Raw genomic sequence first — 14,692 nt, forward strand, 5'->3', positions numbered from 1 at the left:
CTCTTTGCTTCCACGCCTGCTCCTGCTGATCCTTCTGGCCCTGGGTGGCTGCGCCAGCGCGCCGCCGCCCGAGCCCTCGCACGTGCTGCCGGTGCAGGGCACGCGGCTGGACAATCAGATCAGCGAGCGCGCCGCCGCCCATCCCGGCCAGTCCGGCTTCCACCTGCTGGCGTCCAGCGTCGACGCCTTCCTCGCCCGCGCCGAACTGATCCGCAAGGCCCAGCGCAGCCTCGACGTCCAGTACTACATCGTCCACGACGGTCTCACCACCCGCGCGCTGATCCGCGAACTGCTGCACGCGGCAGATCGCGGCGTGCGCGTGCGCATCCTGATCGACGACACCAGCAGCGATGGCTGGGACTACGAACTGGGCGCCCTCGCCGCCCATCCGAACATTCAGGTGCGCCTGTTCAATCCGCTGCACCTGGGCCGCAGTACCGGCGTCACGCGCAACCTCGGTCGGCTGTTCAACCTCTCCGAGCAGCATCGGCGAATGCACAACAAGTTGCTGCTGGCGGACAACAGCGTGGCCATCGTCGGCGGCCGCAACCTGGGCGACGAGTACTTCGACGCCAAGGCCGAGATGAACTTCAGCGACCTCGACCTGATGGGTGTCGGCCCGGTAGCGCAATCGCTGGGGCAGAGCTTCGACCAGTACTGGAACAGCCGCATCAGCCGGCCCATCGAGGACTACCTGTGGGGCGAGCCGGATCTCGACGAGCTCAATCGCATGCGCCGCAAGCTGGATCACTACCTGGCGAAGGAGCGGGTGAAGAGCTCCAGCTATATCGCCCGGCTGAATCGCAACAGTGACCGCCCGCATCTGCAGAACTGGCTGGACGACCTGGTCTGGGCGCCGGGAAAGGCGGTCTGGGATACGCCACTGAAGGTACTCGACCAGGGCGATCCGAAAGGCGAGCAGTTGCTCAGCACCCAGTTGCAACCGCTGTTCGACGAAGTGTCGAAGGAGCTGATCCTGGTCTCGGCCTACTTCGTGCCGACCAGCGCCGGCGTCGACTACCTGACCCAGCGTGCCGAAAGCGGCGTCAGCGTGCGCCTGCTGACCAACTCGCTGGAAGCCACCGACGTGCCGGCCGTGCACGCCGGTTACGCGCCCTACCGCCTGGAGCTGCTGGAGCACGGGGTGAAGCTCTACGAGCTGCGCGCCGACCCGGACCAGCGCCTCTCCGGAGCGCCGTGGATGGTGCGCGGGTCGAGCAGTGCCAGCCTGCACAGCAAGGCGGCGGTGTTCGACCAGCAGAAGGTGTTCGTCGGCTCGCTGAACTTCGACCCGCGCTCGGTGCTGTGGAACACCGAGGTCGGCATTATAGTCGACAGCCCGGAACTGGCCGACCAGGTGCGCCGCCTGGCGCTGGCGAGCATGTCGCCCAGCGTCAGCTACCAGGTGAAGATAGCGCCGGGCAGCGAGCCGCCGAAGCTGATCTGGATCGAGGAGCGTGGCGGCAAGCGGGTGGCGCTGGACCGTGAGCCGGGCAACGTCTGGCGCCGGCTCAACGTATGGATCGCCGGCGCCATCGGGCTGGAGAAGATGCTCTAGGAGCGCTCCTGCTGCAGCTCGGCGTCGGTCGCGCGCATCACCGGCGGCAAACCGCGATAGGACACCAGCACCACGAACCCCGCAGCGCCCAGCGCCATCACCAGTGGCAGTGCATGGCCGCTGATCCACTGGCTGGCCGCGCCGGTCGCCAGGGGGCCGATCAGGCAGCCTATCCCCCACAGCTGAGCGACATGCGCGTTGGCGCGAACCAGCGCATCATCGCGATAACGCTCGCCAATCAGGATCAGCGACAGGGTGAACAGCCCGCCTGCACTGGCACCGAAAAGCACCAGGATCGGCCAGATGGCGATGTGCTGCAGCAGCAGAGGCATGGCCAGGCTGCTGAGGAACAGCACGATGCCGCAGCCCTTGAACAACGTCTGCCGGGAGATGCGGTCGGCCAGCCAGCCGATGGGCAGTTGCAGCAGTGCATCGCCGACCACCACGGTGCTCACCATCGCCAGTGCCACGGCCTGGGTGAAGCCCTGCTGGATGCCATACACCGGCAGCAAGGTGAGGATCATGGCCTCGAAGCCGGCGAACAGCACCACCGCCCAGGCAATCGCCGGAAGCTGGGCGCAGAAGCTGAACAGCCCGCGGCCGTTGGCACTGTGCGGGTCGACCTTGGGCGCGCCGGTGCGGCCGAGCAGCAACAGGGAACCACCCACCAGCAGGCAGACGCTGAACCAGAAACCACGGTCGTCGGCGGTGCCGATGAAGGTCAGCAGCACCGGGCCGGACAGCTGGCTCAGCGCATAGCCGGTGCCATAGAGGGCGACCAGGCGGCCGCGCCACTTCTCGATGGCCAGCTGGTTGATCCAGCTCTCCCCGAGGATGAACACGACGGTCAGCTGCACACCGATCAGCAGGCGCAGGATCAGCCAGACCGGATAGCTCTGCAGCAACGCCAGCAGGCCCACCGAGAAGGCCCCGGAAATCAGGCAGATGCGCATCAGTAGCGGTGTACCGACACGCGCGGCGAGGCGGCCGGCGATCATTGCGCCCAGCAGTACGCCCACCGCAGGCGTGGACGCCATGACGCCGATAGCGAAGTTGCCGTAACCCCAGCTCTCCAGGCGCAGAGAAACCAGCGGCATGGTCAGGCCCAGGGCCAGACCGATGCTGATCACGGCAGCACACACAGCAAAATAAGGACCCCAACGCATTGTCTTTCTCCCGTTCCATCCGGAGCGCACGCCAGGCGCGAGGGTGCCCGATGCGCAATGCACAGCGGCCGGGTTTCCCTGAGGGAAACCCGGCCGCGGGTGTGGCTCTTTGTCAGAGCCGGCCCCTGGATCGGGGCCGACCTGCTTCAGCCGAGGATCAGAGTTTGATCCAGGTGGCTTTCAGCTCGGTGTACTTGTCGAACGCGTGCAGCGACTTGTCGCGGCCGTTGCCGGACTGCTTGAAGCCGCCGAACGGAGCGGTCATGTCGCCGCCGTCGTACTGGTTCACCCACACGCTGCCGGCGCGCAGCGCCTTGGCGGTCAGGTGGGCCTTGGACAGGTCGCTGGTCCACACCGCGGCGGCCAGGCCGTACGGAGTGTCGTTGGCGATGCGCACGGCTTCTTCGGCATCGGTGAACTCGATGACCGACAGCACCGGGCCGAAGATCTCTTCACGGGCGATGCGCATGGCGTTGGTCACGCCGTCGAAGATGGTCGGCTCGACGTAGGTGCCGCCAGTCTCTTCCAGGGTGCGCTTGCCGCCGGCCACCAGCTTGGCGCCGTCGTCGTGGCCAGCCTGGATGTAGCTCAGCACGTTGTTCATCTGGGTGGTGTCGACCAGCGCACCGACGTTGGTTTCCGGGTCCAGCGGGTTGCCCGGCTTCCAGGCCTTGATGGCTTCGACGACCATCGGCACGAACTCGGCCTTGATCGACTTCTCTACCAGCAGGCGCGAGCCAGCGGTGCAGACTTCGCCCTGGTTGAAGGCGATGGCGCTGGCAGCGGCTTCGGCAGCGGCTTTCAGGTCCGGCGCGTCAGCGAAGACGATGTTCGGGCTCTTGCCGCCGGCTTCCAGCCAGACGCGCTTCATGTTGGATTCGCCCGCGTAGATCATCAGCTGCTTGGCGATCTTGGTCGAACCGGTGAACACCAGGGTGTCGACGTCCATGTGCAGGGCCAGGGCCTTGCCTACGGTGTGGCCGAAGCCCGGCAGGACGTTGAACACGCCTTTCGGGATGCCGGCCTCGATGGCCAGCTGGGCGATACGGATACCGGTCAGCGGGGACTTCTCGGAAGGCTTGAGGATCACCGAGTTACCGGTGGTCAGCGCCGGGCCGAGCTTCCAGCAGGTCATCAGCAGCGGGAAGTTCCACGGCACGATGGCGGCGACGACGCCGACCGGCTCGCGGGTGACCAGGCCCAGTTCGTTGTGGGCAGTGGCAGCGACTTCGTCGTAGATCTTGTCGATCGCCTCACCGCTCCAGCGCAGGCTGTTGGCGGCGCTGGATACGTCGATGCTCAGCGAGTCGCTGATCGGCTTGCCCATGTCGAGGGTTTCCAGCAGGGCCAGTTCCTCGGCGTTCTCCAGCAGCAGCTCGGAGAAGCGGATCATGACCTTCTTGCGCTTGGCCGGGGCCAGGCGCGACCACACGCCGGAGTCGAAGGCAGCACGGGCAACCTGCACGGCACTTTCGGCATCGGCCAGGTCGCAGCTGGCGACCTTGGCCAGGAAGCGGCCATCCACAGGGCTGATGCAGTCGAAGGTGGCGCCGGATGCGGCGTCGACGTATTCACCGTTGACGAAGGCGCGGCCTTCGATCTTCAGGTCCTTGGCGCGAGCTTCCCAATCGGCGCGAGTGAGGGTACCCATGACAACGTGTCCTCTTATTAATGTACTTATTCAGGTGCAGGCGCCCGGCGTGGGCGCGCTGTCAAATATTCCGCAAGGCGGAGCAAACGCATGCTGTTGGCAACCCTAAACCGGAGGCAGCCAATTTTCAATATTTTTTACACTAAGCGGCCAAATGGCCTTGTCACGTTCGTTTTATTAAACATAGACTGCCCTGATTCGTCGGCTGATGGTTTTCCGACAGCCGCTTCGGAGTAAATAACCAACAGCGCTGCGCGTGCCCGCACGCACTCTCGCCTACAACTCTAAAGAACCGAGACCGCCATGAACGTCGAGCAGATCGTCGATTTCGCCCAGGCCACCACCGCCCCCGAACACTACCGCCCCGCCCCGGACCGCATCATCAAGGGCGACCCGGCGCAGAACGTGCGCAACCACTACGCCAGCGACTGCGGCCAGTTCAACGTGGGCATCTGGGAAGGCGAGCCCGGCCACTGGAACGTCAGCTACACCGAGCACGAGTACTGCGAGATTCTTCAGGGCGTGTCGGTGATCCGTGACGCCAATGGCGGCGCCAAGACCGTGCGCGTCGGCGACCGCTTCGTCATCCCCGCCGGCTTCAGTGGCACCTGGGAAGTGCTGGAGCCATGCCGCAAGGTCTACGTGATCTTCGAGCAGAAGGCCTGATCCACCGAACATGAAAAAGCCCGCCGATCGGCGGGCTTTTTTTGCCTGCGGTTCCGTCAGAAACCGCGGGCAAGAAAAAACCCGCCACAAGGGGCGGGTTTCTTCACAAGGGCGAAGATCAATTACTTGATCTTGGCTTCCTTGTAGATCACGTGCTTGCGAACAACCGGATCGTATTTCTTGATCTCGATTTTCTCAGGCTTGGTACGCTTGTTCTTGTCGGTGGTGTAGAAGTGGCCGGTACCGGCGCTGGACACCAAACGGATCAGTTCGCGCATGACTGCAGCTCCTTAGAATTTTTCGCCGCGGGCGCGCAGGTCGTTCAGAACGGCCTCGATGCCACGCTTGTCGATGATACGCATGCCTTTGGCGGAAACGCGCAGACGCACGAAGCGCTTCTCGGATTCAACCCAGAAACGGTGATGCTGCAGGTTCGGCAGGAAACGGCGACGGGTTTTGTTGTGTGCGTGGGAAATGTTATTCCCGGTAACCGGACCCTTACCGGTCACTTGGCAAACTCTCGACATGGCTCAGCCCTCTGTAAACCACATGCCAAACCCGGCATGGGTTGGCTGCTTAACTCAATAGGATTCTCAGTTTCACCGGGGTCTTAACTGCCGCTTCGCCGCGATCGAGTCGCAGGATCAGGCAGGGCCCCAGAAAAGAGCGCAGCTTTATATCAGAAAGTCACTTCACGCTGCAAGGGAAAGCATGACTCGGAAAAGCCGACGCCAGCCCCCGCGGGCCGCGGCACTGGTGCCGTTCGTCGCCTGTCATCGTTGTGACGGGCAGCGGCTTGGTCTAGGGTAGCTCCTTCGAGGCTGCCAACAGCCTTGCATGACCCGCCCAGCCTCGCGGATGGGCATCTTGCCAGCTTACACGGAGTCCGTCATGCGTCTTGCCCTTCTCGCCCTCTTTCTTTCTCCCGCCCTCGCCAGTGCCGCCTCGCTGAGTGTCTGCACCGAAGCCAGCCCCGAAGGCTTCGACGTGGTCCAGTACAACTCGCTGACCACCACCAACGCCTCGGCCGACGTACTGATGAATCGCCTGGTGGACTTCGATGCTGCAAAGGGCGCCGTAGTACCGAGCCTGGCCGAAAGCTGGAAGGTCTCCGATGACGGCCTGACCTACGACTTCCAGTTGCGCGACGGCGTAGCCTTCCATCACACCGACTACTTCAAGCCCAGCCGCACGCTGAGCGCCGACGACGTGGTGTTCAGCTTCCAGCGCATGCTCGACTCGGCCCAACCCTGGCACAAGGTCGCGCAGAGCGGCTTCCCCCATGCCCAGTCGATGCAGCTGCCGAGCCTGGTAAAAGCCGTGGAGAGGGTCGATGAGCGCCATGTGCGCTTCACCCTCAACCATCCGGACGCGACCTTCCTGGCAATGCTCAGCATGGGCTTCGCCTCAATCTATTCGGCCGAGTACGCCGACCAGCTGATGAAGGCCGGCACCCCGGAGAAGCTCAACGCCCAGCCGATCGGCACCGGCCCCTTCGTCTTCAAGCGCTTCCAGAAGGACGCCGTGGTGCGCTACAGCGCCAACGCCGAGTACTTCGGCGGCAAGCCGGCTGTGGATAACCTAGTGTTCGCCATCACCCCGGACGCGAGTGTGCGCCTGCAGAAGCTCAAGCGCGGCGAATGCCAGATCGCCCTGTCGCCCAAGCCCCTGGACGTCGAGGCGGCGACCAAGAGCGCCGACCTCAAGGTCGAGCAGACCCCGGCCTTCATGACCGCGTTCGTCGGCATCAACAGCCAGCACCCGCCGCTGGACAACCCCAAGGTGCGCCAGGCGATCAACCTTGCCTTCGACAAGGGCACCTACCTCAAGAGCGTGTTCGCCGGCAGTGCCACCGTCGCCGACGGCATCTACCCCCCCAACACCTGGAGCTACGCCAAGGACATCCCCGGCTACCCGCGCGACCTGGACAAGGCCCGCGCGCTGCTGGCCGAAGCCGGACACAAGGACGGCTTCAAGACCACCCTCTGGACCCGCCCCTCCGGCAGCCTGCTCAACCCCAATCCCAGTGTCGGCGCACAACTGCTGCAGGCGGACCTGGCGCAGATCGGCATCCAGGCCGAGATCCGCGTGATCGAATGGGGCGAGCTGATCCGCCGCGCCAAGGCCGGCGAGCATGACCTGCTGTTCATGGGCTGGGCCGGCGACAACGGCGACCCGGACAACTTCCTCACCCCGCAATTCTCCTGCGCCAGCGTGAAGTCCGGCCTCAACTTCGCCCGTCATTGCGACGAGAAGCTCGACGGCCTGATCAGCCAGGGCAAGGCAGTCGCCGACCAGACCAAGCGCAGCGCGCTGTACCACCAGGCCCAGCAGATCATCCACGACCAGGCGCTGTGGCTGCCGTTGGCACATCCGACCGCCTCGGCGCTCACCCGCCAGAACGTGAAGGGTTATTCAGTCAGCCCCTTCGGTCGCCAGGATTTCTCCAAGGTGCAGCTTTGAGCGACGTCCTGCTCAATCATCTGCTACCGGAGTTCCAGTTCTCCGAGCGGCACACGCTGAACATGCGGGCGTCACCCGGCCAGGTGCTGGACGCAGTGACCCAGCTCACCGCCGAGCAGGACCCGCTGGTACAGCGCTTTCTGCAGATCCGCGAGGCACCGGCGCGGCTCGCCCTGCGCCTGGGGTTACGAAACGCGCTGGCTGATCGCCCGCGCTTCGGCCTGCACGAGTTCACCCTGCTGGGTCGCCACGCCGACCGGGAAATCGGCTATGGGCTGGTTGGACGCTTCTGGCGCAGCGACTTCGGCCTGCGTTCGTGCGCGGACGGCGAAGCCTTCCGGCGCTTCGCCGAGCCCGGCACAGCCAGGCTGATGCTGCACTTTTCCTGCGAGCCAGCGGATCGGGACGGCTACACCCAGGTCCGAACGGAAACCCGCGTGCACTGCCCGGACCGCCGCAGCCGCCTGCTGTTCACACCTTACTGGTTGGCGATCCGCCCGGTCAGCGGGCTGATTCGCCGACGCCTGCTGCGCGACATCCAGCGGCGCATCTCAGACCATCCCCAACTCGGCCATTGATTGCGGCTCGCCGTCGCCGACAATGAAGTGATCCAGCACGCGTACGTCGATGAGCGCCAGCGCCTCGATGATGCGGCGGGTCAGCAGGCGGTCGGAGTGGCTCGGCTCGCAGATCCCCGAGGGATGGTTGTGCGCCAGGATCAGCGCGGCGGCGTTGTGCGCCAGGGCGCGCTTGACGATCTGCCGGGGGTAGACGCTGGCGCTGTCGATGGAGCCGTGGAACAGCACTTCGAAGTCCAGCACCCGGTGGCGATTGTCCATGAACAGGCAGGCGAACACCTCGTGGTGCTCATGCCGCAACCGCGCCTTGAGAAAGTCACGCACGGCCTGGGGGCTTTCCAGCGCCGAATCGCGACTGAGCTGTTCCGCCAGGTGGCGCCGGGCAATTTCCAGCACGGCCTGCAGTTGCACGAACTTGGCGACGCCCAGCCCCAGGTGACTGCAGAACGATTCCAGGTCGGCCTCCAGCAGGGCCCGCAGGCTGCCGAACTCGCTGAGCAGCCGCCGCGCCAGGTCGACGGCACTGCAGCCGACCACGCCGGTACGCAGGAAGATCGCCAGCAACTCGGCGTCGCTCAGGCTCGCCGCGCCCCGTTCGAGAAGCTTTTCCCGCGGGCGCTCCGCCGCAGGCCAGTCACGAATACTCAAGGAACCTCCCGGTCAGGCCGCCCGCTGTTCCCGCGCAGGCGCTGTGCTATCTTAGCCCCCTCGCTTCGCGCAGCCGGAGGCCTGGGGAGGCGTCGTCGGCTTCAGCGCGCGTCATCCATTTCCGTATTTAAGGCTGGCCTATGCAGCGGCTCTATCGTAAACGCATCGTTCTGGGCGTCGGCGGCGGCATCGCCGCCTACAAGAGCGCCGAACTGGTCCGCCGGTTGCGCGACCAGGGCGCCGAGGTGCGTGTCGTGATGACCCAGGGCGGCCGCGAGTTCATCACCCCGCTCACCCTTCAGGCCCTTTCCGGTCATCCAGTGCACCTGGACCTGCTCGACCCCGCCGCCGAAGCGGCCATGGGGCATATCGAGCTGGCCCGCTGGGCCGACCTGGTCCTGATCGCCCCCGCCACCGCCGACCTCATGGCGCGTCTGGCCCAGGGCGTGGCCAACGATCTGCTGACTACCCTGGTACTGGCCACCGATGCACAGGTTGCCCTCGCCCCGGCAATGAACCAGGCCATGTGGCGCGACCCGGCCACCCAGGTCAACGCCGAGTTGCTGCGCAGCCGTGGCCTGCACTTCTTCGGCCCCGCTGCCGGCAGCCAGGCCTGCGGCGACGTCGGCCCCGGGCGCATGCTCGAAGCCGAGGAGCTGGCGCAACTGGCCGCCGACTGCTTCGAGTTCAAGGCACTGACCGGCCAGCACATCCTGATCACCGCCGGGCCGACCCAGGAAAACATCGACCCGGTGCGCTACATCACCAACCACAGCTCCGGGAAGATGGGCTTCGCCCTGGCAGAGGCGGCCGCCGAGGCCGGCGCCCGCGTGACCCTGGTGACCGGCCCGGTGCACCTGCCGACTCCGGACCGGGTGAGCCGCGTCGACGTGGTCAGCGCCCGCGACATGCTCGCCGCCTGCGAAGCGGCGATGCCGGCGGACATCCTGATCGCCTCCGCCGCCGTGGCCGACTACCGCCCGGAACTGGTCGCAACGCAGAAGCTGAAGAAAGATCCCACCAAGGGTGATGGCCTGCTCTTGCAGCTGGTGCGCAATCCCGACATCCTCGCCACCCTCTCGCTGCGCGAGGACCGGCCCTTCAGCGTCGGCTTCGCGGCGGAGACCGAGAACCTGCTCGAGTACGCCTCGCGCAAGCTCAAGGACAAGAATCTCGACCTGATTGTCGCCAACGACGTGGCAAATCCGTCAATCGGCTTCAATAGTGAAGAGAACGCCATCACGGTCATCGACCGCGAATTGCACAAGACTGCATTCGCCCAGACCAGCAAGGGCAAGATCGCCCGCCAGCTGATCGCCTTCATCGCCGACCGCATCCATCAACACTGAGAACCCAATGCATTCCCTGCAAGCCAAGATCCTCGATCCCCGCCTGGGCAGCGACTTCCCGCTGCCGCAGTACGCCACCCCGGGTTCCGCCGGCCTCGACCTGCGCGCCATGCTCAAGGAAGACCTCATCCTCGAGCCGGGCCAGACCGTGCTGATCCCCACCGGCCTGTCCATCTACATCGCCGATCCGGGCCTGGCCGCGCTGATCCTTCCGCGCTCGGGCCTGGGCCACAAGCACGGCATCGTGCTGGGCAACCTGGTCGGGCTGATCGACTCGGACTACCAGGGCGAGCTGATGGTCTCCTGCTGGAACCGCGGCAATACCGCTTTCACGATCGCCATCGGCGAGCGCATCGCCCAGCTGGTGCTGGTGCCGGTAGTGCAGGCGCATTTCGAGCTGGTCGAGAGCTTCGACGAAAGCCAGCGCGGCGCCGGCGGCTTCGGGCACTCCGGCAGCCATTGACCCCTACCCATTTCAGGATGAATCGCCGAGGAGACGTTGCATGAAACTTTTCCAACGCACTGCCAAGGACAGCGCCGACCTGCCGGAACTCGTGCCGGCGGAGAAGCCCGTCAGGGGATCGCCCCCCAAGGTCGACCTCAAACCACTGCTGCCATCGCTCATCCTTACCGTGGGCGGCGTAGTGGCGGCCAGCGCGCTGCTGTGGTTCAGCCTGTTCGGCCAGGCCGACAAGGCTCACGTCACCCAGTTGAGCAACGCCTGGTCGGAAAGCCAGGCCGGCGCGCTGCGTCAGTCCCTGAATCTGCTGGCCGCCGACAGCCGCGCCATGGCAGGAGACCCGCAGTTGCTGCCGACCCTGCAGAGCAATGACCCGACGCGCATCGCCGCACTGGAGAAGGCGCTGACCCAGGGCCATCTGGATGGGCTGGTGGACGTCCACCTGAACGCCAACGGTCAGGCTGTGCAGGACACCGCCCGCCCCGGCCCGCTGAACTATGCCGCGCTGGATATGCTGCACCGTGTCGAAAGCGGCCAGGCCGTGGCGCCGGAGGCCTACAAGGTCGGGACCCGCTGGCTGGTCTACAACCCCATCGCCCTGCGCGCCGCGGATAACTCGATCCAGGGCTCCCTGCTGCTGGTCGTCGACCTGCAGCGCCTGCTCGGCAACCTGCCGCCGATGTCCGCCGATATCGGCCAGCTGCAGATTTCCCAGCAGTTCGGCAACTCGCCGGCCCAGTTGCTGCTGCAACGCGGGCAGGCCAGCGACGCCGCTGCGGTAGCGCTACCCAGTGGCAATCCGAACTGGAAGCTGAGCTTCACCCCCGGCCCGACCGTCACCGACCAGCTGTACTCGCCAACCCTGCTGGGTATCGCCGCCTTGCTGGCACTGGTGGGCAGTATCCTTGGCCTCTATCTTGCGCAAAGTGCGATGCAGCGCCGGGTAAGCAAGGATGCACAGGCCCTGGGGCAGTTCGTTCAGGAACTCGCCGGCCAACGCACTGCCAAAGCACCTGAGCTGAGCCTGCCGAGTCTGCAGGCGCTGGCTCAGGCGCTGGCCCGCCAGCCACGCCGCAAGACCGAAACACCCGGTGCCAGCGCACCCTCCGCGCCCGCAGCTCCCGCCCAGCCGATCCCGGCTGCCACCGCTGCCAGCGCCCCGGTCGCTGCCACCGAATCGCCATTGGTCGATCCGCTATTCCAGAACACCGACATTCTGGACATCGACATTCTTGATGAAGACCAGGATCTCCTGGGATTGGAGCAAACACCCGCTATGAGCACGCCAAAAGCCCCGCAACTGCCCGCCAGCATCTTCCGCGCCTACGACATCCGTGGCGTGGTCGGCGATACCCTGACCGCCGAGACCGCCTACTGGGTCGGCCGCGCGATCGGTTCCGAAAGCCTGGCGCGCGGCGAGCCGTGCGTCTCCGTCGGCCGCGACGGCCGCCTGTCCGGCCCCGAGTTGGTCCAGCAGTTGATCCAGGGCCTGGTCGATTGCGGTTGCCAGGTCACCGACATCGGCATGGTGCCCACCCCGGTCCTGTACTACGCCGCCAACGTCCTGGAAGGCAAATCCGGTGTGATGCTCACCGGCAGCCACAACCCGCCGGACTACAACGGCTTCAAGATCGTCGTCGCCGGCGAAACCCTGGCCAACGAACAGATCCAGGCCCTGCGCGAGCGCATCCAGAACGATGACCTCGCCTCTGGCGTCGGCAGCGTGCAGCAGGTCGACATCCTGCCGCGCTACTTCCAGCAGATTCGCGACGACATCGCCCTGGCCAAGCCGCTGAAAGTGGTGGTGGACTGCGGCAACGGCGTGGCCGGCGTGATCGCCCCGCAACTGATCGAAGCCCTGGGCTGCACCGTGATCCCGCTGTACTGCGATGTCGACGGCACCTTCCCCAACCACCACCCGGATCCGGGCAAGCCGGAGAACCTGGAAGACCTGATCGCCAAGGTCAAGGAGACCGGCGCCGACCTGGGCCTGGCCTTCGACGGCGACGGCGACCGCGTGGGCGTGGTGACCAACGAAGGCACCATCATCTACCCGGACCGCCTTCTGATGCTGTTCGCCAAGGACGTGGTCTCGCGCAACCCGGGCGCCGACATCATCTTCGACGTCAAGTGCACCCGTCGCCTGATCTCGCTGATCAGCGGCTACGGCGGTCGCCCGGTGATGTGGAAGACCGGCCACTCGCTGATCAAGAAGAAAATGAAGGAAACCGGCGCCCTGCTCGCCGGCGAGATGAGCGGCCACATCTTCTTCAAGGAGCGCTGGTACGGCTTCGACGACGGCATCTACAGCGCCGCGCGCCTGCTGGAAATCATCAGCCTGGACAAGCGCGATGCCGAGCGCGTGTTCTCCGCGTTCCCGATGGACATCTCCACCCCGGAAATCAACATCACCGTCACCGACGAGGGCAAGTTCGCCCTGATCGAGGCGCTGCAGGCCCGCGGCCAGTGGGGTGAAGCCAACCTCACCACCCTCGACGGCGTGCGTGTCGATTACCCCAAAGGCTGGGGCCTGGTTCGCGCGTCCAACACCACTCCGGTGCTGGTGCTGCGCTTCGAGGCGGACTCCCAGGACGAACTGGAACGCATCAAGGACGTGTTCCGTACCCAGCTGAAAGCGGTCGACCCCGCCCTCAGCCTGCCATTTTGACCCCTATGCCGGAGCCCACCATGACCCAGAGCCGCGATGACGCCGCCCAGGTTGCCCGCGTCCTTGCCGAAGCCCTGCCCTATATCCGCCGGTTCGTCGGCAAGACGCTGGTGATCAAGTACGGCGGCAACGCCATGGAAACGGACGAGCTGAAGAACAGCTTCGCCCGCGACGTGGTGCTGATGAAAGCCGTCGGTATCAACCCGGTGGTGGTCCATGGTGGTGGTCCGCAGATCGGCGACCTGCTCAGCCGCCTGTCGATCGAAAGCCACTTCATCGATGGCATGCGCGTCACCGACGCGCAGACCATGGACGTGGTGGAGATGGTCCTCGGCGGCCAGGTGAACAAGGACATCGTCAATCTGATCAACCGTCATGGCGGCAGCGCCATCGGCCTGACCGGCAAGGACGCCGAGCTGATCCGCGCGAAGAAGCTCACCGTCACCCGCCAGACGCCGGAAATGACCAAGCCGGAAATCATCGACATCGGCCACGTGGGCGAAGTCACCGGGGTCAACGTCGACCTGCTGAACATGCTGGTGCAGGGCGACTTCATCCCGGTCATCGCGCCGATCGGCGTAGGCGCCAACGGCGAGTCCTACAACATCAACGCCGACCTGGTGGCCGGCAAGGTGGCCGAGGCGCTGAAGGCCGAGAAGCTGATGCTGCTCACCAACATCGCCGGCCTGATGGACAAGCAGGGCCAGGTGCTCACCGGCCTGACCACCGAGCAGGTCAACGAGCTGATCGCCGACGGTACCATCTACGGCGGCATGCTGCCGAAGATCCGCTGCGCCCTCGAGGCAGTCCAGGGCGGCGTGACCAGCGCGCACATCATCGATGGCCGCGTACCCAACGCCGTGCTGCTGGAGATCTTCACCGACAGCGGTGTCGGCACGCTGATCACCAACCGCAAGCAGCGCTGATCGCAACGACACCCGCCAGGAGCGATCCTCGCGGGTGTTTTTTTGCCTGTTCCAGGCCGCTTCAGCCCCATGGATGCCCGGCCTCGAAAGGTCTACAGGAGTCCTTCTGACATGGCCGCGTCTCCCGTTTCCCGCAATGACTTCAGCTTCTTCCACGGCCTGCGCGTGCGCTGGTCGGAAGTCGATCCACAGGGCATCGTCTTCAACGGCAATTACCTGACCTACGCCGACGTCGCCACCACCGAGTACTACCGCCATCTGGGCGTGAGCTACCCGGCCGACCTGCTGCGTGGCGGCGGCGACCTGTTCGCGGTGAAGACCACCCTGGAGTATCTGGCGCCGGCACGCTTCGACGACTGGCTGGAAATGGGCGTACGCGTCAGCCGCCTGGGCCGCAGCAGCCTGACCTTCCAGGTGTCGATCTGGTGTGACGAACAGTTGCTGACGCTGGGGGAACTGATCTACGCCTATGCCGGCGAGGACCGGACGAGCCAGCCCCTGCCGGACTGGCTGCGCGGGAAGATCAACGAATTCGAGCGCGTCTCGCCGCAGCAGTGAG

The 14,692-nt window shown here is 65.4% G+C and carries 14 protein-coding genes; 9 read left to right on the forward strand and 5 right to left on the reverse strand.

Annotated elements, in window-relative coordinates:
• Nucleotides 1–4 precede the first annotated feature (4 nt).
• Entirely contained in the window at nucleotides 5–1,558 is a 1,554-nt protein-coding gene (locus A9513_RS19670; protein WP_024762074.1) for a phospholipase D family protein, read from the forward strand.
• Here A9513_RS19670 and A9513_RS19675 read toward each other — a convergent pair.
• Entirely contained in the window at nucleotides 1,555–2,724 is a 1,170-nt protein-coding gene (locus tag A9513_RS19675; RefSeq protein ID WP_037009710.1) for an MFS transporter, read from the reverse strand. The two genes, A9513_RS19670 and A9513_RS19675, sit on opposite strands and share 4 nt — an antisense overlap.
• Before the next feature lie 157 nt (nucleotides 2,725–2,881).
• Complete coding sequence (locus A9513_RS19680) at nucleotides 2,882–4,375, reverse strand: aldehyde dehydrogenase (RefSeq protein WP_024762073.1); 1,494 nt, start codon at nucleotides 4,373–4,375, stop codon at nucleotides 2,882–2,884.
• Between the two features lie 303 nt (nucleotides 4,376–4,678).
• Here A9513_RS19680 and A9513_RS19685 point away from each other — a divergent pair, with 303 nt between their 5' ends.
• Nucleotides 4,679–5,041: a cupin domain-containing protein gene (locus A9513_RS19685; RefSeq protein ID WP_024762072.1), complete on the forward strand. Its 363-nt coding sequence runs from the start codon at nucleotides 4,679–4,681 to the stop codon at nucleotides 5,039–5,041.
• Nucleotides 5,042–5,163: 122 nt separating this feature from the next.
• Here A9513_RS19685 and rpmG read toward each other — a convergent pair whose 3' ends face one another.
• Complete coding sequence (gene rpmG / locus A9513_RS19690; RefSeq protein ID WP_017520721.1) at nucleotides 5,164–5,319, reverse strand: 50S ribosomal protein L33; 156 nt, start codon at nucleotides 5,317–5,319, stop codon at nucleotides 5,164–5,166.
• A gap of 12 nt (nucleotides 5,320–5,331) precedes the next feature.
• Complete coding sequence (gene rpmB / locus A9513_RS19695; protein WP_009614118.1) at nucleotides 5,332–5,568, reverse strand: 50S ribosomal protein L28; 237 nt, start codon at nucleotides 5,566–5,568, stop codon at nucleotides 5,332–5,334.
• Nucleotides 5,569–5,932: 364 nt separating this feature from the next.
• Between rpmB and A9513_RS19700 the strand changes: the two genes are divergently transcribed.
• Together A9513_RS19700 and A9513_RS19705 are read left to right on the forward strand one after the other, a co-directional pair.
• Nucleotides 5,933–7,504, forward strand: a complete 1,572-nt coding sequence (locus A9513_RS19700) for an ABC transporter substrate-binding protein (protein ID WP_024762071.1) — start codon at nucleotides 5,933–5,935, stop codon at nucleotides 7,502–7,504.
• A complete protein-coding gene (locus tag A9513_RS19705) occupies nucleotides 7,501–8,082 on the forward strand; it encodes a DUF2867 domain-containing protein (protein WP_226045648.1) in 582 nt (193 codons plus the stop codon). The genes A9513_RS19700 and A9513_RS19705 overlap by 4 nt, the downstream gene beginning before the upstream one ends.
• Here the strand turns inward: A9513_RS19705 and radC are convergent.
• Nucleotides 8,056–8,730: a DNA repair protein RadC gene (gene radC / locus A9513_RS19710; protein WP_024762069.1), complete on the reverse strand. Its 675-nt coding sequence runs from the start codon at nucleotides 8,728–8,730 to the stop codon at nucleotides 8,056–8,058. The two genes, A9513_RS19705 and radC, sit on opposite strands and share 27 nt — an antisense overlap.
• 140 nt (nucleotides 8,731–8,870) lie before the next feature.
• Here radC and coaBC point away from each other — a divergent pair, with 140 nt between their 5' ends.
• The 5 genes from coaBC (at nucleotide 8,871) to A9513_RS19735 (ending at nucleotide 14,691) form a co-directional block, all read left to right on the forward strand.
• Nucleotides 8,871–10,079, forward strand: coding sequence for a bifunctional phosphopantothenoylcysteine decarboxylase/phosphopantothenate--cysteine ligase CoaBC (gene coaBC / locus A9513_RS19715; protein ID WP_024762068.1), 1,209 nt, complete (start codon nucleotides 8,871–8,873; stop codon nucleotides 10,077–10,079).
• A gap of 7 nt (nucleotides 10,080–10,086) precedes the next feature.
• Nucleotides 10,087–10,542 (forward strand): dUTP diphosphatase, encoded by a 456-nt coding sequence (gene dut / locus A9513_RS19720; protein ID WP_024762067.1) that lies wholly within the window; start codon nucleotides 10,087–10,089, stop codon nucleotides 10,540–10,542.
• A 40-nt stretch (nucleotides 10,543–10,582) separates the two neighbouring features.
• Nucleotides 10,583–13,207 (forward strand): phosphomannomutase/phosphoglucomutase, encoded by a 2,625-nt coding sequence (locus A9513_RS19725; protein ID WP_065085353.1) that lies wholly within the window; start codon nucleotides 10,583–10,585, stop codon nucleotides 13,205–13,207.
• Between the two features lie 20 nt (nucleotides 13,208–13,227).
• Complete coding sequence (gene argB / locus A9513_RS19730; RefSeq protein WP_024762065.1) at nucleotides 13,228–14,133, forward strand: acetylglutamate kinase; 906 nt, start codon at nucleotides 13,228–13,230, stop codon at nucleotides 14,131–14,133.
• A 111-nt stretch (nucleotides 14,134–14,244) separates the two neighbouring features.
• Complete coding sequence (locus tag A9513_RS19735) at nucleotides 14,245–14,691, forward strand: thioesterase family protein (RefSeq protein WP_024762064.1); 447 nt, start codon at nucleotides 14,245–14,247, stop codon at nucleotides 14,689–14,691.
• Nucleotide 14,692: the final 1 nt, after the last annotated feature.

Origin of the sequence: Pseudomonas sp. AU12215, assembly GCF_001675465.2 — a bacterium.
Lineage (GTDB): Bacteria > Pseudomonadota > Gammaproteobacteria > Pseudomonadales > Pseudomonadaceae > Pseudomonas > Pseudomonas nitroreducens.